At 65.4% G+C, this 21,270-nt stretch carries 17 protein-coding genes; 8 read left to right on the top strand and 9 right to left on the bottom strand.

Annotated elements, in window-relative coordinates; genetic code table 11:
- Nucleotides 1–99 precede the first annotated feature (99 nt).
- From K8U54_RS17650 to K8U54_RS17640, 3 genes are all read right to left on the bottom strand, one after another.
- A complete protein-coding gene (locus tag K8U54_RS17650; RefSeq protein WP_249907034.1) occupies nt 100–1,422 on the bottom strand; it encodes a restriction endonuclease subunit S in 1,323 nt (440 codons plus the stop codon).
- On the bottom strand, nt 1,419–3,341 hold the full coding sequence (locus tag K8U54_RS17645; protein WP_249907033.1) for a type I restriction-modification system subunit M: 1,923 nt from the start codon (nt 3,339–3,341) through the stop codon (nt 1,419–1,421). The genes K8U54_RS17650 and K8U54_RS17645 overlap by 4 nt, the downstream gene beginning before the upstream one ends.
- 229 nt (nt 3,342–3,570) lie before the next feature.
- Nucleotides 3,571–4,500 carry a cation diffusion facilitator family transporter gene (locus K8U54_RS17640; RefSeq protein ID WP_249907032.1) on the bottom strand — a complete coding sequence of 310 codons (930 nt, stop codon included), beginning with the start codon at nt 4,498–4,500 and terminating at the stop codon, nt 3,571–3,573.
- A gap of 775 nt (nt 4,501–5,275) precedes the next feature.
- On the opposite strand from K8U54_RS17640, the gene K8U54_RS17635 reads away from it, so the two are divergent.
- Nucleotides 5,276–6,748 (top strand): inorganic phosphate transporter, encoded by a 1,473-nt coding sequence (locus K8U54_RS17635; RefSeq protein WP_249907031.1) that lies wholly within the window; start codon nt 5,276–5,278, stop codon nt 6,746–6,748.
- A 48-nt stretch (nt 6,749–6,796) separates the two neighbouring features.
- Here the strand turns inward: K8U54_RS17635 and K8U54_RS17630 are convergent, their stop codons facing one another.
- Entirely contained in the window at nt 6,797–7,276 is a 480-nt protein-coding gene (locus K8U54_RS17630; protein WP_249907030.1) for a GNAT family N-acetyltransferase, read from the bottom strand.
- Between the two features lie 147 nt (nt 7,277–7,423).
- On the opposite strand from K8U54_RS17630, the gene K8U54_RS17625 reads away from it, so the two are divergent.
- Nucleotides 7,424–7,825, top strand: coding sequence for a hypothetical protein (locus K8U54_RS17625; RefSeq protein ID WP_249907029.1), 402 nt, complete (start codon nt 7,424–7,426; stop codon nt 7,823–7,825).
- An 18-nt stretch (nt 7,826–7,843) separates the two neighbouring features.
- Here the strand turns inward: K8U54_RS17625 and hglS are convergent, their stop codons facing one another.
- Nucleotides 7,844–9,241, bottom strand: a complete 1,398-nt coding sequence (gene hglS / locus K8U54_RS17620) for a 2-oxoadipate dioxygenase/decarboxylase HglS (RefSeq protein ID WP_249907028.1) — start codon at nt 9,239–9,241, stop codon at nt 7,844–7,846.
- Between the two features lie 138 nt (nt 9,242–9,379).
- Nucleotides 9,380–10,309: a LysR substrate-binding domain-containing protein gene (locus K8U54_RS17615; protein WP_249907027.1), complete on the bottom strand. Its 930-nt coding sequence runs from the start codon at nt 10,307–10,309 to the stop codon at nt 9,380–9,382.
- Between the two features lie 136 nt (nt 10,310–10,445).
- Here K8U54_RS17615 and amaB point away from each other — a divergent pair, with 136 nt between their 5' ends.
- Complete coding sequence (amaB, locus tag K8U54_RS17610; protein WP_283939377.1) at nt 10,446–11,939, top strand: L-piperidine-6-carboxylate dehydrogenase; 1,494 nt, start codon at nt 10,446–10,448, stop codon at nt 11,937–11,939.
- Between the two features lie 141 nt (nt 11,940–12,080).
- Nucleotides 12,081–13,367 carry an L-pipecolate oxidase gene (gene amaA, locus K8U54_RS17605; protein ID WP_249907026.1) on the top strand — a complete coding sequence of 429 codons (1,287 nt, stop codon included), beginning with the start codon at nt 12,081–12,083 and terminating at the stop codon, nt 13,365–13,367.
- Nucleotides 13,368–13,733: 366 nt separating this feature from the next.
- Here amaA and ydiJ read toward each other — a convergent pair whose 3' ends face one another.
- The gene (gene ydiJ, locus K8U54_RS17600; RefSeq protein ID WP_249907025.1) at nt 13,734–16,757 is read right to left on the bottom strand and encodes a D-2-hydroxyglutarate dehydrogenase YdiJ; all 3,024 of its coding nucleotides are present in this window, start codon (nt 16,755–16,757) and stop codon (nt 13,734–13,736) included.
- A gap of 131 nt (nt 16,758–16,888) precedes the next feature.
- On the opposite strand from ydiJ, the gene K8U54_RS17595 reads away from it, so the two are divergent.
- Nucleotides 16,889–17,791 (top strand): LysR substrate-binding domain-containing protein, encoded by a 903-nt coding sequence (locus tag K8U54_RS17595; protein ID WP_249907024.1) that lies wholly within the window; start codon nt 16,889–16,891, stop codon nt 17,789–17,791.
- A 42-nt stretch (nt 17,792–17,833) separates the two neighbouring features.
- Here the strand turns inward: K8U54_RS17595 and K8U54_RS17590 are convergent, their stop codons facing one another.
- Nucleotides 17,834–18,745: a LysR family transcriptional regulator gene (locus K8U54_RS17590; protein WP_249907023.1), complete on the bottom strand. Its 912-nt coding sequence runs from the start codon at nt 18,743–18,745 to the stop codon at nt 17,834–17,836.
- Between the two features lie 114 nt (nt 18,746–18,859).
- On the opposite strand from K8U54_RS17590, the gene K8U54_RS25205 reads away from it, so the two are divergent.
- The 3 genes from K8U54_RS25205 (at nt 18,860) to K8U54_RS17580 (ending at nt 20,276) form a co-directional block, all read left to right on the top strand.
- A complete protein-coding gene (locus K8U54_RS25205) occupies nt 18,860–18,985 on the top strand; it encodes a hypothetical protein (RefSeq protein ID WP_283939376.1) in 126 nt (41 codons plus the stop codon).
- A complete protein-coding gene (locus K8U54_RS17585; RefSeq protein ID WP_249907022.1) occupies nt 18,979–19,638 on the top strand; it encodes a DsbA family protein in 660 nt (219 codons plus the stop codon). Before K8U54_RS25205 ends, K8U54_RS17585 begins: the two co-directional genes overlap by 7 nt.
- A 62-nt stretch (nt 19,639–19,700) precedes the next feature.
- Nucleotides 19,701–20,276 (top strand): flavodoxin family protein, encoded by a 576-nt coding sequence (locus tag K8U54_RS17580; protein WP_249907021.1) that lies wholly within the window; start codon nt 19,701–19,703, stop codon nt 20,274–20,276.
- 20 nt (nt 20,277–20,296) lie between these two features.
- Here K8U54_RS17580 and K8U54_RS17575 read toward each other — a convergent pair whose 3' ends face one another.
- Nucleotides 20,297–21,061, bottom strand: coding sequence for an SDR family NAD(P)-dependent oxidoreductase (locus K8U54_RS17575; protein WP_249907020.1), 765 nt, complete (start codon nt 21,059–21,061; stop codon nt 20,297–20,299).
- Nucleotides 21,062–21,270: the final 209 nt, after the last annotated feature.

Here is a 21,270-nt window from a genome sequence, read left to right as displayed (position 1 = left end):
CGGATCGCGCTCTGTTCATCCACAGATGTAAGGCACGGCGGCAGGCAGCCGCCTGCAAGACCGCGCGGTGGATCGATAAAGCGTGATCCACCATACGGCTCACACCACCTCCCTCAGGTCGATCTGGCCGGTTACGGCAGCGGTGATCAGAGCGGAGCGGCGTTCTTTTAGGAGGGTGATGCTGTGTTCGGTTTTGACTCTCAAGTCATCCAGCCTTGCAGTGGCCTGGGCTAAAGATGCAACGATCTCTTTTTGCTCCTCGGCAGGAGGCATAGGAAGCTGAGCACTGTTCAATGACTCACGATTGATTTTAGGCATAGCCACACGATCAGCTTCTAGCACAGCGAATGCCGAAAAAGGTTCAGAAAGCAGGAACCAGAAAAGATATTGATTGCTCATTCCCGAATGACCACGCATCGGGTACATGTCAGCACTACAGAGGCTCACATCAGGTGCTATGCAAACCTTTCTCAGTGCTGGGCGAATTTTGCTGTAGACAACATCCCCCTTCTGGCAAAGATATTTGCCACTCTCAGCGCTCTGCTCTGCTGCTGTTTCAGTGTAAAGAATCAATCCTGAGCCAGACTCGATGTGATTCGGCGCAAGCAATGTCATTTCCCGATATGGGGATACCTCTGGATCGACTTGCCCCTCTGCAATGAACACACATCGCTGGAAATTGAGCACACACCAATGCCCCGGCACTTCCCCCAACCACTCCACGCCGGAGTCTTTCATCTTCACGTTCGGGTCAAGCCCCTTGGTGACGGCATGGGTGATCAGCGCCTGGCGCTTTTCGCGCAGCAGTTCGATAAAGCGGGTCTTCTTTTCAATGAGTGCGTCGATGCGAGCGGTCTCGCGGTCGAGATAATGAACAGCAGTCTCCTGCTCCTTTGAGCTAGGCACTGTCATAACCATATTGGCAATGTCATCAAGGCTTAGCTGAATTTTGGTTCCGCCGTATCCCTGAGACTCAAGGTAAGTTTTGCCCACCCAGGAAAGTGCAACATAGCCAACCCAATGTGGCGAAAGAAAATTCCCTGCTATTCGAGCTAGCGCTACGTGCTGACTGACGTAAGCTGCGACAAACCCCTCAGGCACTACAGCGACAGATCCTAGATAAGCAGTAATCGAGAACAACACATCACCGGCGAGAACTTTGGTTCGTTCGCCTTCTGCCCCGGCCGGCACCTCCACAAACTGAATGTCAGACAAGTCCAGCTCAAGGCTATCTCGCCGGAGATTTCCAATTCGCAAGAACAAAGCACCAATTTCGGAATAGTGCTCAGCCCACCCTCGCGATCCGCTTGTCAGAAAAGAAAGGTCGCGTTTGAGGGGAGCTACCTGCCAATGCTCCGGCACCCGCCCCAACCACTCCACCCCGGAATTCTTATAGGCCGGATACGGCTTGTACTGACTCACGCCGTCACCTCACCCAGCAGCGCGGCGATCTCGGCTTCCACGGCCTTGAGGTCAGCGTCGATCTCGGCCAGCGGGCGTGGCGGCTGGTAGACGTAGAAATAGCGATTGAAGTTGATTTCGTAGCCAACGATGCCTACCTGGCCGTCCTTGGGGTCGAGCTTGCCGGTGTCGATCCAGGCATCGGGCACATGGGGCAGCACTTCGCGGGCGAAGTAGTCGTCGACGTTTTGGCTCAGCGGCACGTTCTCGAACTCGCGCAGCTCGGGGTCGGGCTGCTGCTTGCCCTTGTCATCGAGCATCGGCTGGGCGTTGGGGTCACGTTCGCCGAAGCAGGCCAGTGCGGCTTTCAGCGCGGCCTTGCCGAGCTTCTTGATACCAGCGGCCTTGAGGAAGGCCGGCAGGTTGTCGAACTCGCCGCTCACGCTGGCGAAGGCGTCGATCTGATCAGCGCCCTTGGCCTCGCGGTAGGCGGCGAGATTTTGCGGCGTCACGGCAAAGCGCAGGCGCAGCGGGCGCTCGACGGTGATGCGGCGGTAGCCGAAGTCGGTAGTGGCGAATATCTTGGTATTCGAACCGTCTTCACAGGCTTCGTGCAGCTTGGCGATCTCGGCGATCTGCGCCTCGGACAGGTACTTGCGCTTGTTGCCCAGGCTCTTGCGCATGGGCGCGTGCATGGCGGTGGCGTCGATCAACTGCACCTTGCCTTTACGCAGTTCGTCCTTGTGGTTGAAAAGCACCCAGACATAGGTGCCGATGCCAGTGTTGTAGAACAGGTCATTGGGTAGAGCGATGATCGCCTCCACCCAGTCGTTCTCCAGTATCCAGCGGCGAATCTCCGACTCGCCCGAGCCTGCGCCGCCGTTGAACAGCGGCGAGCCGGACAGCACGATGCCGATGCGCGTGCCGCCCTCTTCCGGCGGTTTGCGCTTGGACAGCAGGTGCATGAGAAACAGCAATGAGCCATCGCCCACACGCGGCAGGCCAGGGCCGAAGCGCCCGTAGAAGCCATGCTGGCTGTGCTCGACCTGCACCTGCGGCTGCACCTTCTCCCACTTCACGCCGAACGGCGGGTTGGCCAGGCAGTAGTCGAAGCGCTCGGAGGGCAGAAGGTCGTTGGACAGGGTGTTGCCGAGCTTGATGTTCTTGGTCTCGAAACCCTGGATGAGTTTGTCCGCCACGGAGATGGCATAGGTTTCCGGGTTCAGCTCCTGGGCGTAGGGCACGATGCGCGCCGGGGCCTTCCATTCATCCTTGACCAGTTCGATGGCCGAAGACAGAAAACCGCCCGTACCGGCGGCGCAGTCATACACGGTGCGTACTGCGCCCTCCTGGTTGAGGGCGCGGTGATCGGGGGCGAATACCAGGGTGGTGGTCAGGCGTACCACATCACGCGGGGTAAAAAACTCTCCGGCGGTGTCGTTGGCGGATTCGGCGAACTTGCGGATCAGGTGCTCGAACACCAGGCCCATTTCGTGGTTGCTCAGCACCTCGGGGCGCAGGTCGATGGCGGCGAATTTCTGCGTGACCAGGTACAACAATTTGGCCTTGTCGAGCTGCACCAGCCAGTCGGAAAAGGAGAAGTGCTCGAACACCTGCCGCGCGTTGGCGGAAAACTTGGCGATGTAGTCTTCAATGTTAGCGCGGGTATCGGTAGCACCCAGCGTAGCCAGGTCATACTGCGAAACGTTATAGAACTTGGCCTTGGCCGTAGCGGGCAGGATCAGATCCAGATCGACGCTGCTGGATTTCATCGCCTGATACTGGGCACGAACCTCGTCACGGGTCGGCTCAAGCACGCACTCAAGGCGGCGTAGCAACGCGAAGGGCAGGATGATGCGACCGTAGATGGATTGCCTGAAATCGCCGCGCAGCACATCGGCCACGTTCCAGATGAAATCGGCGAGGTTTTGCTGGTTCACGCGAGGTATTCCTTGAGCAGATGCCAGAGAGCGTTGCACACGCCTCCGGGCCGGGTATTTCTGAAGATGGCGAACCTTAACCGCTAGGCAGACGACGAGCCAGTTTTTAGGTAACTCAGCAATGGGTAAACGCACAGCGGCGCCCAATGAAAGCGTACTGACAGAAACCCGAGCGCGCGGGCAGGCGCTTGCCTAATTCATAATTACTGGCGTACTCGACGGCAAGCCCTCACCGCGACCACTGCGGATCCGTGGTGAAGGCGATGGTCAGCCAGCGGTTGGGGCCCTCTTCGCCAAGGGCCTGGCCGATGACGTCGCGCAGGGCGTCCCATTCGTCGAGGGTTTGCGCCGGCCAGTCCGCCGGCACGATGAAGTACAGCTCGATCTGCCGGGCGCGGCCGACCCGGGCGACGTAGGCCTGGTAGCTGATGAAGCCGTACCGCTCGACGATGGCCTGGGCCACGCTGTCCACGTGCTGCTTGAGCGCTGGCGGGGTGACCAGCAGGATATCCGCCAGCGCCTGGCGGATGGTGGCCAGCGGCAGCGGCAGAATCACCAGGCAGATCACCGCCAGCACCGCCGGATCGATGTAGGGACCGAGCCAGGCGTAGCGGGTCTGTTCGGTCAGATGACCGATGACGAAGGCGACCAGCAGGGCCAGGGAAATGCACCCGGACATCACCCAGGCCTTGGCATCCAGGGCGAGAAAATCCGAGCGGATGCGCCGGTTGGCGCGAAACTCGTAACAGGCGAACGCAAAGCAGATCAGCGTGGCGATGCCGGCATACAGCGACGCCAGGCCGAACTCCAGCGGCGTGCCGCCGGACAGCAGGTTGCCGACGGCGTTGATCAGCGCATAGGCCGCCACGCCGCACAGCAAGGTGCCGTTGAGCGCCAGCACCATGGGTTCCAGGTGCCAGAAACCCATGTTGAACCGCTCAGCCAGCCGGCGGCTGGCTTCGCTCTCCGAGGTGTGCCGGCGAATCAGCGTGGACACCATCAGGGCCAGGCCGCTCATGCTGGCATCGGCCAGGGAGTAGACGCCGTCGAAGACGATGGAGAACGACCCGGACGCCAGGCCGATGACCACCCCGAAGACCGCCACCAGCAGGGCCATGGCAATCGAGCCACGCAGGATGCCCTGTTCCGTGTTCGCCATCTGCACGCTCCCTAAGTGGACAAAACCACAAGGATACAGATCCCCGTGAGCCCCCGCAGGTGGCTTGTTTAGCGCCTGTTTCAGGCCAAGGATTCCAGCGGTTTACCCTGCAGACTGCGCCGCCCGACAAACGGTTTGTGGTCCATCGGCAGGCCGGCGAGAAGACTCGCTCCCCCAGACAACATGACGATGCTGCGTCGCAGGTTGCTCTCGATGAACACACCCCGCTGCGTCGCCAGCGCGCGTTCTACACCTATTATCCCAAAGTATCGCGGCCGCACTGTGACATCGCACTCAGCGATGCGACGCTTTACCCAATCTGCTATTCAAGGCCTGAGGGGCCGCTTGACGCACCCCGGCACAGATCAAAAAATATGGATTCTTTATGCGCCACTAGTTGTGTCCGGAACGATTTTCGAGGTAAATCGCGTCCAGATATTTCAGGTGGCATGATTCGAGCCTGGGCTGCAGTGGAAAAACCGTTGGTCACGGGCAGATTCAGCCCGCCCCTGGCACGTTCCAGCCCTCGCAGACGCCGCCCGCAAACCAACTACACGCTGCCGGGCATTGCCTGGCGGCGTGCCTTGGCATTCCACGGGTAGAGAGCATCGCAGGCATGGCAAATCGCTTCAGCGCTCACCCAACGACTGCCGAGCGCAACGCAGGCTGTCCGGTCCCTCATCAGGGCCGGCGGCTGCCAGGCAACGCATCGATCAACAAAACCACGCGTTGCCTGGAACAACCCACCTCTCTCACGAGCCAGACGTAACCCTCCATGTTCGAACTATTCAGCGGGCTTGATGCCTGGTTGGCGCTGAGCCTCGCACTCGCCCTGCTCTTCGTCCTCACCTTCGAATTCATCAACGGTTTCCATGACACGGCCAACGCCGTGGCCACGGTCATCTACACCAAGGCCATGCCGCCAAACCTGGCGGTGGTCATGTCCGGCATCTTCAACTTCCTCGGCGTGCTGCTTGGCGGCGTCGGCGTGGCCTATGCCATCGTCCACCTGCTGCCGGTGGAGCTGTTGATCAACGTCAACACCAGCCGCGGCCTGATCATGGTGTTCTCGCTGCTGGCGGCGGCGATCACCTGGAACCTGGGCACCTGGTACTTCGGCATTCCGGCCTCCAGCTCGCACACCCTGATCGGCTCGATCCTCGGTGTCGGCCTGGCCAACGCGCTGCTCACCGACATCCCCCTGGGCGATGGCGTGAACTGGCAGAAGGCGATGGACATCGGCCTGTCATTGATCTTCTCGCCAATCGCCGGTTTCGTGGTCGCCGCCCTGCTGTTCCTGGCGCTCAAATACTGGATGCCGACCCCCAAGGTGCACAGCACGCCGGTGCTGCGCAAGGAAACCAAGGGCAAGAACAAACCACCGTTCTGGAACCGCCTGGTGCTGATCGTCTCGGCCATGGCGGTGAGCTTCGTGCACGGCTCCAACGACGGCCAGAAAGGCATCGGCCTGATCATGCTGGTGCTGATCGGCATCGTGCCGGCCAAGTTCGTGCTCGACCTCAATACCACCACCTACCAGATCGAACGCACCCGTGATGCGGCCATTCACCTGGGCGAGTTCTACCAGCGCAACGCGCCGACCCTGAACGAGTTCCTGGCCCTGGGTAAACCCGCCAACACCGAGCTGCCCAGGCAGTTCCGTTGCGACCCCAAGCTCACCGAACCCACCATCAGCGCCCTGTTGCGCACCCTCGACGGCGTGACCGACTACCGCACCCTCAGCGAAGAAGCGCGTATCGATATCCGTCGCTACCTGTTGTGCCTCGACGATTCGGCCAAGAAGGTCGGCAAGCTGCCCGAGCTGTCGGCCCGCGACAAGGCCGACCTCGACAAGCTGCGCAAGGACCTCACCGCCACCACCGAGTACGCGCCCTTCTGGGTGATCCTTGCCGTGGCCCTGGCCCTGGGCATCGGCACCATGGTCGGCTGGAAACGCGTGGTGAAGACCGTCGGCGAGAAGATCGGCAAGCAGGGCATGACCTACGCCCAGGGCATGAGCGCGCAGATCACCGCGGCCTGCGCCATCGGCCTGGCCAACGTCTACAGCCTGCCGGTGTCGACCACCCACGTGTTGTCCTCGGGCGTGGCCGGCACCATGGTCGCCAACCGCAGCGGCCTGCAGGGCAGCACCATCAGCAATATCCTGCTGGCCTGGGTGCTCACCCTGCCCACCTCCATGGCCCTGGCCGCCGGCCTGTTCTATGTCTCGACGCTGATCTTCGGCTGATCGAACCACGAGGCACCTGCCCCAGGTGCCTCGTCTCTTCTCCAACCGCTATTTGCAGCTCCAGCGCATGCTCTGCGCCAGAATATGCGGGTGGCTGTCGATGGGCTCCCATTCGTCCAGAAACACGAAACCGTGCCGCTGGTAGAACTGCACGGCGCGGGTGTTCCCGGGAGCGACTTCGAGAAACAGCGCCTCCAGGCCCAGCGCCACCGCACGCGCCTTCACCGCTCCCACCAATTCGTCCGCCACGCCTTTGCCCCGCGCCGCCGGCTCGACCCACATGGCGATCAGCTCATAGCGGCTGGCATCCCGAAACCCGGCGCCCACCAGGCCAACCGGCCTGCCGTCGTCGAGCGCCAACCAAAATTGCGTCCTCTCGCCCGCCGCCCGAACCTGCCACTGCGCGTCGCTGTCGGCCGCTGCCGCCTGGTAACTCACGCCAAAGGCGGTCGGCGTGTCCCGAAGTGCAGCGAGGCGGATCCGTTTCAGCAGTGTCCAGTCATCCTTTCGTGTGGTGCGGATATCCATGAGATTCCTGATTGCTCCTGATTGAAATGCGCCGGGCGCACCGATTAGCCAGGCGCTTCACATCAGGCAACGCCCGGCAGACCTACAATGCCGTACGGGTGGCCAGCGCTACCAGCAGAAGACACCAACGGGCACCGGGAAAACACCATGAAGCACAGACTCAAACAGCTGGCGATCGCCCTGGCAGTGATTCTGGCGGCGTTGAGTGCGCTGTTCGCTGGCGTGCTGTACTGGGCGGTGCCGACCGCCCAGGTGCGCAACGAGTCGGCCGCGGCGGTGCAGGTGGTGGCCCAGTGGCGTGACCAAAGCCGCGACCTGGGCTCGATCCGGCCGGGGCAGACGGTGGCCTTCAAGGTGCCTGGCGAGGGCGGCATCAGCTTCAGCGTGACCTATGCCGATGGCCGCCAGGTGACCAGCCGCGAGATGTATTACACCCTGACCACCACCGTGCTGGCGGTGGTCAGCGAGCAGTCCGTCAGCGTGGATAGCGAGCTGGGGCTGGCAACCGCTGACCAGGATCCGCGCAAGGGGCCTGGCCAGGGTCGTTAACGCGATGCCCGCTGCGAATCAGACCAGCGCCTCCAGCCCCAGCTCACGCGCACACTCGGCCAGGGAGCGGCGCTGGGTCTCGGCGTACAGCGCCAGCTCGTCGTGCACCGTGGCGCCGAGGGCGGCCTGAAAAGCCTGCTGGTTGGCGGTGGCGGCGTAGCTGACCTGGGCGTCGTCACCGAGGTTGGACTGGAAGATCCCCGCGGCGCTTACCGGCAGAAAGTCCTCGTACACCAGCGGCTGGAAATGCACCTGGGCGGTCTCGATCAGCGCCTCCAGGCTGCGTGGCCGCGCCTCGTCATGGCGTGCGGCCTTGCCCGCGTCGGTGACGAAGTAACGGAAATACGCCAATCCTTCACGGCGCATCGCCGGATAGCTGTCCGGGAAGGCCTCGAAGCGTTGTTCCAGCAAGTCGGCATAGCGCTGGGCATTGGCCTCGCTGGGTGATTCGCCCAGATCCTCGCGAGCCTGGTTGAGCAGCCTGTCGTACAGCGCGCGACCGGCGGCGGTCAGCGCCGCACCGCGCTGTTCGATCTCGCCGAACCGCGCGGTATGGCTGCCGGTCGCGCCGCTCTGACCGACGAACGCCACCGGCTCCTGTAGCGCCTTGAAGCTGGTCTGGCGCAGCAGGATCGGGCACTGGCGCCGGGGCGGCCCCTCCACCACCGCCTTGGGCGTGATGCCGCGCCCGGGCATGGCCACCTGGACCGCGTCGATATCCAGCGTACGCGGCGTCAGGTGGTTGATATGCGGGCCCTTGAAGGCCACCACGTCGGCGATCAGGCGGTGCTGGCCATGCAATAGGTCGTACTCGGCGGCAGTCACCGTGGCTTCGGTGTGCCAACGGAAGGTTTCCAGGGCTTCGCTGACGAACGCCTCGGCGTCCGCGGCATTCAGGCCGCCCTCGGCCTCGCGCTGCGCGATCAATGCCCGTGCCCGCGGGGTGAAGATGTCGCGCTTGGCAAGAATCGCCGCGGCCAGGGCGCGCAGTTCTTCGTCCTCGATCAGTTCCAGGCGCAGCAGCGAGGTGAACACCCGAAACGGGCTGACCTGCAGCTCGGCCTCGTGCACCGCGCGAAAGGCGGTGGAATGCACCGGCACCCCGGCCGAGCCAAGGTCGTAGTAGCCGACCGGCTGCATGCCCATGACCGCGAACAGGCGGCGAATGGTCGACAGCTCCTCGGCCGTGCCGACGCGGATCGCGCCGTGGCGCTCCATGGACAGGCGCTCGATCTCGCCGGTCCACTCGAGCTGCTGCCTGAGCGACGCGCAGCCTGCCAGCACCCCGGCGTTGGTCTGCGCCACCAGGTCGAGCAGGTCGCCATACAGCGGCACTTCGGCGCGGTACATCGCGGACATGGCGCTGGAAAACTGCGCGCGAATGGCAGACGGATCGACAAATCCTCGGGTGCTCATGATGGCGAAAGCCTCCTGTCGCTTTTAGGGTGCCCCTCACGCCTCCGGGCGCAGCCCTCCGCTGTCGGGTGGCGGAGCAGCATACGCCTATCAAAGCGAGTTGCAGGGCCGTTCCACAAGCGAAATAAAGTGCTGCCATCATTCCTTGAATTCAGGAACTGGCTGAACGCCGCCCGTACCGGCCCGGGCCTTTTCCAGAATCCAGTCGATCAGCGCCCTGACCTTCGGCACCTCGGCGGATTGCTCGGCGAAGGCGATGAAGTGGGCGCCCTGGCTGGGCTTGTAGTGCTGCCAGGGGATCACCAGCTTGCCTTCCTGCAGCTCCTCCAGGACCAGAAAACGCGGCACCAGGGCCACGCCGCAGCCGGACTCGGCGGCGCGGATGCACAGGTAGAAGGTATCGAAACGCGGCCCGTGGTAGCTGTTCTCGGTGCTGATGCCCTGCTCCTCGAACCACTCGTGCCAGGCGCCGGGGCGCGAGGTGCACTGCAGCAGCACCAGGCTGGTGAGGTCGCCGGCATCGAGCAGCGGCTCCTCGGGCAGCAGGTCCGGCGCGCACACCGGAATCACCTCTTCGCCGAACAGCTCGATGCAGGTGGCGCCCGGCCAGGAGCCGGTGCCGTAGAAGAACGCCACGTCGGCCTTGGCCTGCACCAGGTCGAAGGGCTCGAGCGCGTTCGTGATGTCCAGGTGGATACTGGGGTGGCGCTTGGAGAAACCCTTGAGGTTCGGCACCAGCCAGCGCGCCCCGAAGGTCGGCTGGGTGGCCACCTTGAGCACCTCGGTCTCGCCGCCGTAGGAGAGGATGTAGCGGCTGGAGATGTCCACCTGGGTGAGGATCCTGTTCACCTCGGCCAGGTACAGCTCGCCTGCCGGCGCCAGCTGCAACCGCCGACGCACGCGATGGAACAGCGGGTGCTGGAGCATGGCCTCGAGCTGGGCCACCTGCTTGCTCACCGCACTCTGCGTCAGGTGCAGTTCCTGGGCGGCGCGGGTGAAGCTCAGGTGCCTGGCCGCGGCCTCGAAACATTGCAGGGCGGTCATGGTCGGCAGCAGGCGTTTGGACATGGGTGTCTCGGGTTAAGGCCGGGCAACTTGATTCCATGGCGGAATGACATGGTGCCTAAAGGTCGTTTGTTGAGGGCAGGTTCGGGATTAATACTGATCCTAATCACGGATTTCAACTTCAGCTCAGGAGATCGCCATGGTCGACCCGCTACTCGAACGCCTCGGTGTCAGCACCAGCGCCTGTCAGGGCGGTAAGCACGCGGTGTACACGCCGATCGACGGCAGCCAGATCGGCAGCCTTAACCTGGAAGGCGCCGACGCCGTACAGGCGAAGATCTCCGTGGGCCACGACGCCTTCCTGGCCTGGCGCAAGGTGCCGGCGCCGCGTCGCGGCGAGCTGGTGCGCCTGTTCGGCGAAGTGCTGCGCGAGCACAAGGCCGACCTCGGCGAACTGGTGTCGATCGAAGCTGGCAAGATCACCCAGGAAGGCCTGGGCGAAGTGCAGGAGATGATCGATATCTGCGACTTCGCCGTCGGCCTGTCGCGCCAGCTCTACGGCCTGACCATCGCCTCCGAGCGCCCGGGCCACCATATGCGGGAAACCTGGCATCCGCTGGGCGTGGTCGGCGTGATCAGCGCCTTCAACTTCCCGGTGGCGGTGTGGGCCTGGAACACCACCCTGGCCCTGGTGGCCGGCAACGCGGTGATCTGGAAACCCTCGGAAAAGACCCCGCTGACCGCCCTCGCCTGCCAGGCGCTGCTGAACAAGGCCCTCGCCCGCTTCGGCAACGACGCCCCGCAGGGCCTGGCGCAACTGGTGATCGGCGACCGCGAAGCCGGCCAGGCGCTGGTCGATGACCCGCGCGTGCCGTTGATCAGCGCCACCGGCAGCACCCGCATGGGCCGCGAAGTCGCGCCCCGGGTGGCGGCCCGCTTCGGGCGCAGCATTTTGGAGCTTGGCGGCAACAACGCCATGATCCTTGCCCCCAGCGCCGACCTCGACCTGGCGGTGCGCGGCATCCTGTTCAGCGCCGTCGGCACCGCCGGCCAGCGCTGCACCACCTTGCGCCGCCTGATCGTCCATCGCTCGATCAAGGATGAGGTGCTCGCCCGCCTCAAGGCCGCCTATGCCAAGGTACGCATCGGCGACCCGCGCCAGGGCAACCTGGTCGGCCCGCTGATCGACAAGCAGGCATTCAGCGCCATGCAGGACGCCCTGGCCAGGGCCCGCGACGAAGGCGGCCAGGTGTTCGGTGGCGTGCGCCAGCTGGCCGAAGCCTTCCCCAACGGCTACTACGTCAGCCCCGCCATCGTCGAGATGCCGGGCCAGACCGCGGTGGTGCGCCACGAGACCTTCGCGCCGATCCTCTACGTGCTCGCCTACGACGATTTCGACGAGGCGCTGCGCCTGAACAACGAAGTGCCCCAGGGCCTGTCCTCGTGCATTTTCACCACCGACGTGCGTGAGGCCGAAGCCTTCCAGGGCGCGGCCGGCAGCGACTGCGGCATCGCCAACGTCAATATCGGCACCAGCGGCGCGGAGATCGGCGGCGCCTTCGGCGGCGAAAAGGAAACCGGCGGCGGCCGCGAATCCGGCTCCGATGCCTGGAAGGCCTACATGCGCCGGCAGACCAACACCGTCAACTACTCCCGCGAACTGCCGCTGGCTCAGGGCATCGTGTTCGACTGACTTTGAGCAACCTGTGGGAGCACGCGGGGACGCCTAGTCCATGCCCGCGATTTCGCGCGCATGGCGCGCTCCCACACAGTGCGTGAGCCCTGCTGCAAGCCGGTGACCCAACCGCCAGCGGTATCTGGAGAGGAACGCGTGATGAGTGGCTTCCAGCAAAAATGTCTCTGGGAAGTGGCGACGCCGGCGCCGATCAGCGCCGCTGCCCTGGTTGGCGAGGTAAAGGTCGATGTGTGCGTGATCGGCGGCGGCATCACCGGGCTGTCGGCGGCGCTGCAGCTACTCGAGGCGGGCCAGCGCGTGTGCGTACTGGAAGCCTTCGAGGTCGGCCATGGCGGTTCCGGGCGCAACGTGGGCCTCGTCAATGCCGGCACCTGGATCAAGCCTGACGATGTCGAAGCCACGCTGGGCGAACAGGTCGGCGGCCGCCTCAACAGGGTACTGGGCGAGGCGCCGGCAGAGGTGTTCGACGTCATCGCGCGCTACCGGATCGACTGCCAGGCGCGCCACCAGGGCACCCTGCACATGGCCCACAACGCCGCCGGCCTGGAAGACCTCAAGGCCCGAGAGTCACAGTGGCGCCGCCGTGGCGCGGATGTCGAGCTGCTGACCGGCGCCACCTGCGTGGCGTATTGCGGCACCGACAAGATCACCGGCGCATTGCTCGATCGCCGCGCCGGCACCCTCAACCCCATGGGCTATACCAAGGGCCTCGCCACGGCCGTGCTGCGCCTGGGCGGCGTGCTGCACCAGCAATCGCCGGTGAGCGAACTGCACAGGCAGGCCGATGGCTGGCGGGTGCGCACCGCCCAGGGCTCGGTCATGGCCGAGAAGGTGGTGATTTCCACCGGCGCCTACACCGAGGGCGACTGGACCGAGGTGCAGCGCAGCTTCTTTCGCGGCTATTACTACCAGGTCGCCTCGGGGCCGCTGAGCGGCGCGGCGGCTGACGCCGTGCTGCCCCACGGCCAAGGCTCTTGGGACACCCGCACGGTACTGAGCAGCATCCGCCGTGACGATCAGGGCCGCCTGCTGCTGGGCAGCATGGGCAAGTCGAACAACAAGCCGGACTGGTTCGTGCGCAGCTGGGCCGATCGCATCCAGGGGCACTACTTCCCGCACCTCGGCAGGGTCGACTGGGAAATGCACTGGACCGGCTGCATCGACTTCACCCCGGACCACCTGATGAAGCTGTTCGAGCCGGCGCCCGGGGTGGTCGCGGTGACCGGCTACAACGGCCGCGGCAACACCACCGGCACCGTGGTCGGCCGCGCCCTGGCCGACTACCTGCTCAAAAGCGACAGCAGCGTGCTGCCCATTCCCCTGTCGCGGATGAAAACGCTGCGCAGCGCCGGGCTGCGCAGCTGCTACTACGAGGCGGGCTTCTCCCTCTACCACGCCGGCCAGTGCCTGCGGGTGATCCTTTAGAACCTGTTCACGGTCTTTTTAGGCGGCACTGATGAAGCTACTACAAGGCAGAAGCAGCTACGTAGGGTGGATGACGCTCTTTTCATCCACCATTGCGATCGCAAAGCGGTGGACGGGTCGGGCCGCGTAGGTGAAGCGTCGTCCACCCTACGCCTAGGCGCCAAGACTGTAGGATGAGTGGAACCCATGAATAGCCGATGGCTTTCACCTACGCGGCCCGACCCATCCTACGATTAAACGTAATCGCAGGCTCGCCCTCCCCCGTGGGAGCGGGCGGGGACGCCCAGTCCGTGCCCGCGAAAATCCCAGTCCCGCCGCGATGCTCCCTGCCCTACCTTGCGGCAGGAAGCATCACCAACCATCCCGTTATTGCAGATGCTCCAGCAACGCCTGGATCGGATGGCGCAGCGTGGCGTTCTTCAGCCGCACCACCTGGCTGCGGCACGAATAGCCGGTCGCCAGGGGCTCGGCGGTGGCGTCGGAATCCAGCGCCCGTGCCCAGGACTGGGCGAAGATCGTCCGTGAGGTTTCCAGGTTGCGCGCCTCGTGCCCGTAGGTGCCGGACATGCCACAGCAACCGGTGGCCTCGGCCGCCACCTGCAGCCCGGCCTGCTCGAACACCTTCACCCACATCGCCGCACTGGGCGCCGCGTTGGTCTTCTCGGTGCAGTGGCCGAGCAGCCGGAACGCCACGCCCTTGGCCGGCAGCCTGGGCTGACCGTCGAGGGCCTTGAGCAGCCATTCCTGGGGCAGCAGCACGTCCGGGCACTGGAGGCCGGCGATCTTGCGGTACTCCTGGCGATAGACCAGGGTCATGGCCGGGTCCAGTCCCACCAGCGGGATGTCGAAGCCGGCCAGCGCCTGCAGGCCTTTCGCGGTGCGCCGTGCGGTGCGCTCGAAGGCCGGCAGAAAGCCCTGCACGTGCAGCGGCTTGCCGTTGGCCATGAACGGCGCCAGCCACACGCGATAGCCCAGGCGGCTGGCCAGTTCGATAAAGGCGGCGAATACCGGCGTTTCGAAATAACGGGTAAAGGCGTCCTGCACCAGGATCAGGCTCTTGCCCCGCTCCGCCGCGCTCAGGCGCCCCAGCTCGGCCGGCGTGGCGGTCGCCAGGCGATGGCGCGCCGCCAGGCCCTTGAAGTCGAAATCGCTGAGCAGCGGGCTGTCGACCATGCCGATGCGCTCGGCCAGCAGGCGCGTTACCAGGGGCGAGCCCATCACCGCGTTGTACAGCCGCGGCACGCGGGCGAACAACGGCAGGCTGAATTCCAGCGAGCCGATCAGGTAATCGCGCAGCGGGCGCAGGTAACGCTGGTGGTAGCGTTCCAGAAAACGCGAACGAAACTCCGGCACGTTGACCTTCACCGGGCACTGCCCCGCGCAGGATTTGCACGCCAGGCAACCGGCCATCGCCTCGTAGACCTCGTGGGAGAAGTCGTCATCGCCTACGCGCGAATGGCGCCAGCGGCTCGGCAGGCTGCGCAAGAAATCCAGCGGGCCGCTGGCGATCGGCGCCAGCACGTCCACGCCGGCCTGACCCTGCAGGCGCAGCCATTCGCGTACCAGGGAGGCGCGGCCCTTGGGCGAATGCACACGCTGGCGGGTGGCCTTCCAGGACGGACACATGGCGTCGTCGGGGTCGAAGTTGTAGCAGGCGCCGTTGCCGTTGCAGTGCACCGCCGTGCCGTAGCTCTGCCACACACGCTCGTCGATCTGCCGGTCGAGGTCGCCGCGCAGGGTCACTTCGTCGATCTTCAGCAGCGCCTCGTCACTGCCCAGGGGCGTGGCGATCTTGCCGGGGTTGAGCTGGTTGTAGGGGTCGAACGCGGCCTTGAGCGCCTGCAGCGAGGCATACAGCTCACCGAAGAACGCCGGCGCGTATTCCGAGCGCACGCCCTTGCCGTGCTCGCCCCACAGCAGGCCGCCATAGCGCCGGGTCAGGGCTGCCACCGCATCGGAGATCGGGCGGATGGCCGCGGCCTGCTTCGGGTCCTTCATGTCCAGCGCCGGGCGCACGTGCAGCACGCCGGCATCGACGTGGCCGAACATGCCGTAGGTCAGGCCGTGGCCGTCGAGCAGCGCACGGAATTCGGCGATGAAGTCGGCAAGGTTTTCCGGCGGCACCGCCGTGTCCTCGACGAATGGCTGGGGGCGCACCTCGCCGTCGACGTTGCCGAGCAGGCCCACGGCGCGCTTGCGCATCGCGTAGACCCGCGACACCGCCGCCCGCCCGCTGGCCAGGGTGTGACCGAGGCGCACCACGCTGGCGTCCTGCTGGATGTGTTGGATAAAGCGCTCGACGCGGCCGTCGACCTCGTCGGGGTCGTCGCCGCTGAATTCCACCAGGTTGATGCCCAGGGTCGGCCGCTGGGGGTCTTCGGGGAAATACTCGGCGACGCCGTGCCAGACGATGTCGTTCATCGCCAGCAGCAGCACCTTGGAATCCACGGTCTCGATGGACAGCGGCTGCAGGGTGATCAGGTTGCGGGCATCGCGCAGCGCATCCATGAAGCCGGCGTAGCGCACGTTGACCAGCACCGAGTACTGGGGAATCGGCAGCACGTTGAGGCGCGCCTCGACGATAAAGCCCAGGGAGCCCTCGGAGCCGCACAGCACGCTGTTGAGGTTGAAGCGCCCGTCCGCCTCGCGCAGGTGCGCCAGGTCGTAGCCGGTCAGGCAGCGGTTGAGCTTCGGAAAGGTCGCCTCGATCAACGCCGCCTTCTCGCGCTGGATCTGCTCGGCGCACTGGTACACCTGGCCGGTGCGGTCGCTGCGGGCCAGTTGCTCGCCGAGGGTCGACTCATCCACCGGGTGGCTGTGCAGGCGCTCGCCGCCGAGCAGGATGGTGGTCAGCTGCAGCACGTGGTCGCGGGTCTTGCCATAGGTGCAGCTGCCCTGGCCGCTGGCGTCGGTATTGATCATACCGCCGATGGTGGCCCGGTTGGAGGTCGACAGCTCCGGGGCGAAGAACAGGCCGTGGGGCTTGAGCGCGGCGTTGAGCTGGTCCTTGACCACCCCGGCCTGCACCCGCACCCAGCGCTCCTCGGCATTGATCTCCAGGATGCGGTTCATGTGCCGCGACAGGTCGACCACCACGCCGTCGGTGAGCGACTGGCCATTGGTGCCGGTGCCGCCGCCGCGCGGCGTCAGCTTGACGCTGCGGTGCGCGGGCTCGCTGACCACCCGTGCCAGCACTTGCACGTCGTCTTCATCGAGGGGGAACACCGCCGCCTGGGGCTGGCGCTGGTAGATGGAGTTGTCGGTGGCCAGCACCGTGCGGCTGGCGTGGTCACGGGCGATCTCGCCACGAAAGCCGGCGGCGCCGAGCGCGTCGAGAAAGGCCAGGTAACGGGCCTGGGTCGGTTGCGGAGCGCTCAGGCTGGCGATCATCGGTTTATCTCCCTGTGGGCGGTTGCACGCCTCTAACGGGCGATTACATCAGGCGGTTAATAGCGAGCATTTTCGAGAGTGCATGCCTGTGCTACAAGGGTATTTGCCGTGGCAACCCATGAGTTTTATGAATGAATCTGCGCAGACTGACGCCCTCGATGTCCCTGCTGCTGGCCTTCGAGTCGGCGGCGCGCCACCAGAGCTATACCCGTGCAGCCGCCGAACTGGCGTTGACCCAGAGCGCGGTGAGCCGCCAGGTGCAGGCGCTGGAAGCCTTCCTGGGCATCACCCTGTTCCAGCGCGAGGGCCGTAACGTGGTACTCACCGACGTGGGCCGGCTGTATGCCGACACCCTGTCCGACGCCCTGGGGCGCATTCGCAACGCGACCCTGCAGGCCATCGACTACGGCTCCGGCGGCGGCACCCTGCGCCTGGCGCTGCTGCCCACCTTCGGCTCGAAATGGCTGCTGCCCCGGCTGCACGAGTTCTATGCCGCCAATCCGGGCGTACAGGTGCACATCCATTCGCGCATCCAGGCCGATTTCAGCGACGGCCAGCTCGACGCGGCGATCTGCGTGGGCGACGGCGCCTGGCCGGAGCTGGTGGCCCACCCGCTGCTCGAGGAATCCATGGTGCTGATCGCCAGCCCGGCGATGTGCGATGTCGGCGAGCCGCTGACGCCGGAGCGGGTGGCCGGGCAACTGCTGCTGCAGGTCGCCAGCCACCCGCCAATGTGGACCACCTGGTTCGCCCGGCATGGCGTGAGCAGCACGCAGCTGCAGGCCGGCCCCAGCTTCGAGCTGACCTCGCACCTGATCCAGGCCGTGCGCGCCGGCATCGGCGTGGGCCTGGTGCCCCAGGTGCTGGTCGAGGAAGAATTGCGCCAGGGCCAGCTACGCACCACCGGAACGCCGGTTGCGAGCGGCCGCACCTACTTTCTCGCCTACCCCAAGCGCAACGCCGTACTGCCGGCGCTGGGGGTGTTCCGCCAATGGCTGCTCGACGGTGTGGCCACCGGTGGCGAGTGCGGCTGAAAGGTCGCCGGTGCATCCACGCTCGGCCCGGCTCATCGCGGTCTAAGCCGTCGGCGGCCTGTCCCAGGGCGCCAGTTCGCCACCGAAGCGGTCGGCGAAGAAGTCGATCAGCAGGCGCAGCGGCAACGGCTGGTGGCGACGCGATAGGTACACGGCCTGGATGGCGATGGTGTCGAGGGCGTAGTCCGCCAGTACCGTCTCGAGCGTCCCCCGTGCCAGTTCCTCGCCCACATAGTAGGCCGGCAGCATGGCGATTCCCGCACCGGCCAGCGCGGCCGCCTTGAGGATGGAGGTCTCGTTGGCCGAGAGCGTGCCCCGCGCAGCCACGGGGGTGACCTTGCCGCCATTGGCCAGGTTGTACGAAGGCGCCAGCCCATTGCTGTGGGTGATGCAACGGTGCGCGGCCAGGTCTGCCGGCACCTGGGGCGAACCGGCCCGCGCCAGGTAGCCGGGCGAGGCGCACAGCACCGAACGGCAGATCGCCAGTTGGCGCGATACCAGTCCCTCGTCGATGCGGTTGGTGAGGCGAATGGCCAGGTCGATGCGGTCCTGCACCAGATCGACGGTGCGGTCGAGCATCACCAGGTCGATTTCCACCCGGGGGTACAGCGCCTGGAAATCCACCACCGCGGCGGTGAGCTGCGCCTCGGCGAAGGACGGCGACGAGGTCAGCCGCAGGCGGCCCTGTACCTCGCCCGCCTCACCGGCCTGGGCGCGCATGTCATCGGCGAGCGCCACCATGTCCCGGCAGGCCTTGAGGGCCGCTTCACCGGGCGCGGTGAGCGCCAGGCGCCGGGTGGTGCGATGCAGCAGCCTGACGCCCAGCCAGGCCTCCAGGCTTTCCAGGTAACGGCTGACCATCGGCCGGGACATATCCAGGGCGTCGGCGGTGGCGCTCATGCTGCCACGCTCGGCAATGTCGATGAACACCCGCATGGCCGTGAGGCGATCCATTCATTTCACCGATCTGGTTAACAATCATTTAATCATCGTGAAGTTTATCCACGAATGGCGAAACCATACAGTGGCGTCATTCGCAGCCTGCCGCTGCCGTCACGAGAACTCAGCATGCCCACCGTCCAGTCCGATATCCGCCTGGTTGCCGCCCGCCCCCTGATGCCCGGCGCCACCTCGATGCAGGCCACCTACCTCGATGCCGATGCCAGGATCGGCGCAGGAGCAGGCAAATGGTGATGCAAGCCAATGGTCAGGCACCGAACCTTTCCGAACCCGCGGTGCTGTACGTCATGGATGCGTACTGCGGCTGGTGCTGGGGCTTTTCACAGCGCATGGGTGAGTTCGAAGCGGCCAACCGCCAGCGGGTCGCGTTCACCGCGATCAGCGGCGGCCTGTTTCTCGGCAGCCGCGCCAGCGCGATCGCCCATTACCCGCATATCCCGGAGGCCAACGCGCGCATCGCCAGCCTGACCGGCGCGGTATTCGGTGAGGGTTACCAGGCGCTGCTACGCGAGGGCACGGCGGTCATGGACTCGCTGGACGCTGCCAAGGCGCTCGCGGTGTTGCGGGCTCAGGCTCCCGAACGCGCCGTACACTGGGCCCACGAACTGCAGGCGGCGTTCTACCTGGCCGGCCGCAGCCTGGCGGAGCCGGCCACGCTGGCCAGCATCGCCCGGGCGAACGGTCTGGACGAGGACGCCGCGTTGAACGAGCTGGCCGCGCCCTCGACCCTGGCCCGCGCCCAGGCGGATTTCGCCCTGGCGCGCCAGCTGGGCGTCACCTCCTACCCGAGCCTGCTGTTCATCGATGAGCACGGTGTTCAGCCACTGCCCGCCACCGGCACCTCCCTCGATGCCCTGAACCAGCGGCTCGATGCCCTGCTAGCCTGAATACACCCCGGGCCGCCTGGCCCGGCTTTAGCGAACCCTCAAGCCCCCGAAGGAAACCCGTCATGATCAAAGTCGCCATCGTCTATTTCAGTGGTTATGGCCACACCGCCAAGCAGGCCGAGGCCGTGCAGCGCGGTGCCGCCGCCCAGGAAGACACCGAGGTCAGCCTGCTGCGTATCGACCAGGACGGCAATCTGCCCGAGGGCGCGCTCGAGGTGCTGGCCGCGCAGGACGCGATCATCTATGGCTCGCCGACCTATATGGGCGGCCCGGCCTGGCAGTTCAAGAAGTTCGCCGACGCCAGCTCCAAGCTGTGGATCAAGCAGGCCCTGAAGGACAAGGTGGCCGCCGGCTTCACCAACTCGGCGACCGTCAACGGCGACAAGTTCTCGACCATCCAGTACTTCTGGACCCTGTCGCAGCAACACGGCCAGGTGTGGGTGGGAACCGGGCTGATGCCCGCGAACAAGAAAGACAGTGGCCCGGCCGACATCAACTGGTCAGGCGGTTTCGCCGGCGCCCTGGCCATCTCGCCGTCCGATGCCAGTGCCGAAGAGGCGCCCCGCGCCGGCGATCTGAAGACCGCCGAGCTGCTGGGCCAACGGGTGGTCGAACTGGCGCGCCGGCTCAAGCCCTAGCCCACAGGGGGCGGCCGGGTTCAGCCGGCCGTCACCGTCATGCCGCCATCGGCCATGACCACCGCCCCGACCATGAAGCTCGCCCGCTCCGAGGCCAGGAAGGCGACCACTTCGGCGATCTCCTCCGGCTGCGCCGCGCGGCCGATGGGCGCCGCCTCGCCGTGCCGGGCCAGAAAGGCCGGGCCGTCGTCCATCACCTCGTTGAGGATGTTGGTCACCACATCGCCGGAGCCCACGGCGTTGACGCGAATGCCATGCTCGATGGCCTCCAGCGCCAGCGTGCGGGTCAGTTGCGCCAGCGCGCCCTTCGAGGCGGCATAGGCGGCGATGGTGGGAAAGGCGAAGTAGGAGGCATAGGAGGCGATGTTGACGATGGCCCCGGCCCTGTTCGGGATCATCGCCTTCATGGCTTCGCGGCAATGCAGGAAGGCCGCCGTGGCGTTGACCGCCTGGATGCGCTCCCAGTCCGCGCGACTCATGTCCACCACCGGTTTGTTGATGATGATCCCGGCGTTGTTGACCAGGATATCCAGGCGGCCGAAGCGCGCCACCGCCAGGGCCACGGCCCGCTCGGCGGCGCCGTCCTCGCCGATGTCGGCGACCAGGGGCAGCAGCCCCGGCGCAGCCAGCGCCTCGACGGCGGGGTCGATATCCTCGGCGATGACCTTGGCGCCGCGCCCATGCAGCAACCGGGCGATGGCCTTGCCGATACCGCTGGCGGCGCCGGTGACCAGGGCCACCTTGCCCGCGACTTCGTGTACTTCAGGATGGTTGATGGTCGTCATGGTGGTTCCTCCGCAATGCAGGCCGAACGAGGTATTCGCCGGCCTCGGTAGATGACGGCTCCACTGTCGCCCACCGATGAGGCACCGGCTTTCGCGGCCTTGCCGAGGCTGTCGGGATCTTGCGCGAAGATTTCGATCCGCCTCATTGTCGGCAGCCGAACGGGCTGTCCAGACCTGCAACCTGCGCTAATCTGCAAGCCATCATCGCC

This window comes from Pseudomonas fulva, from assembly GCF_023517795.1.
Lineage (GTDB): Bacteria > Pseudomonadota > Gammaproteobacteria > Pseudomonadales > Pseudomonadaceae > Aquipseudomonas > Aquipseudomonas fulva_D.
The sequence above is the reverse complement of the archived record's forward strand: the minus strand, read 5'-3'. Positions and strand labels throughout refer to the sequence as shown.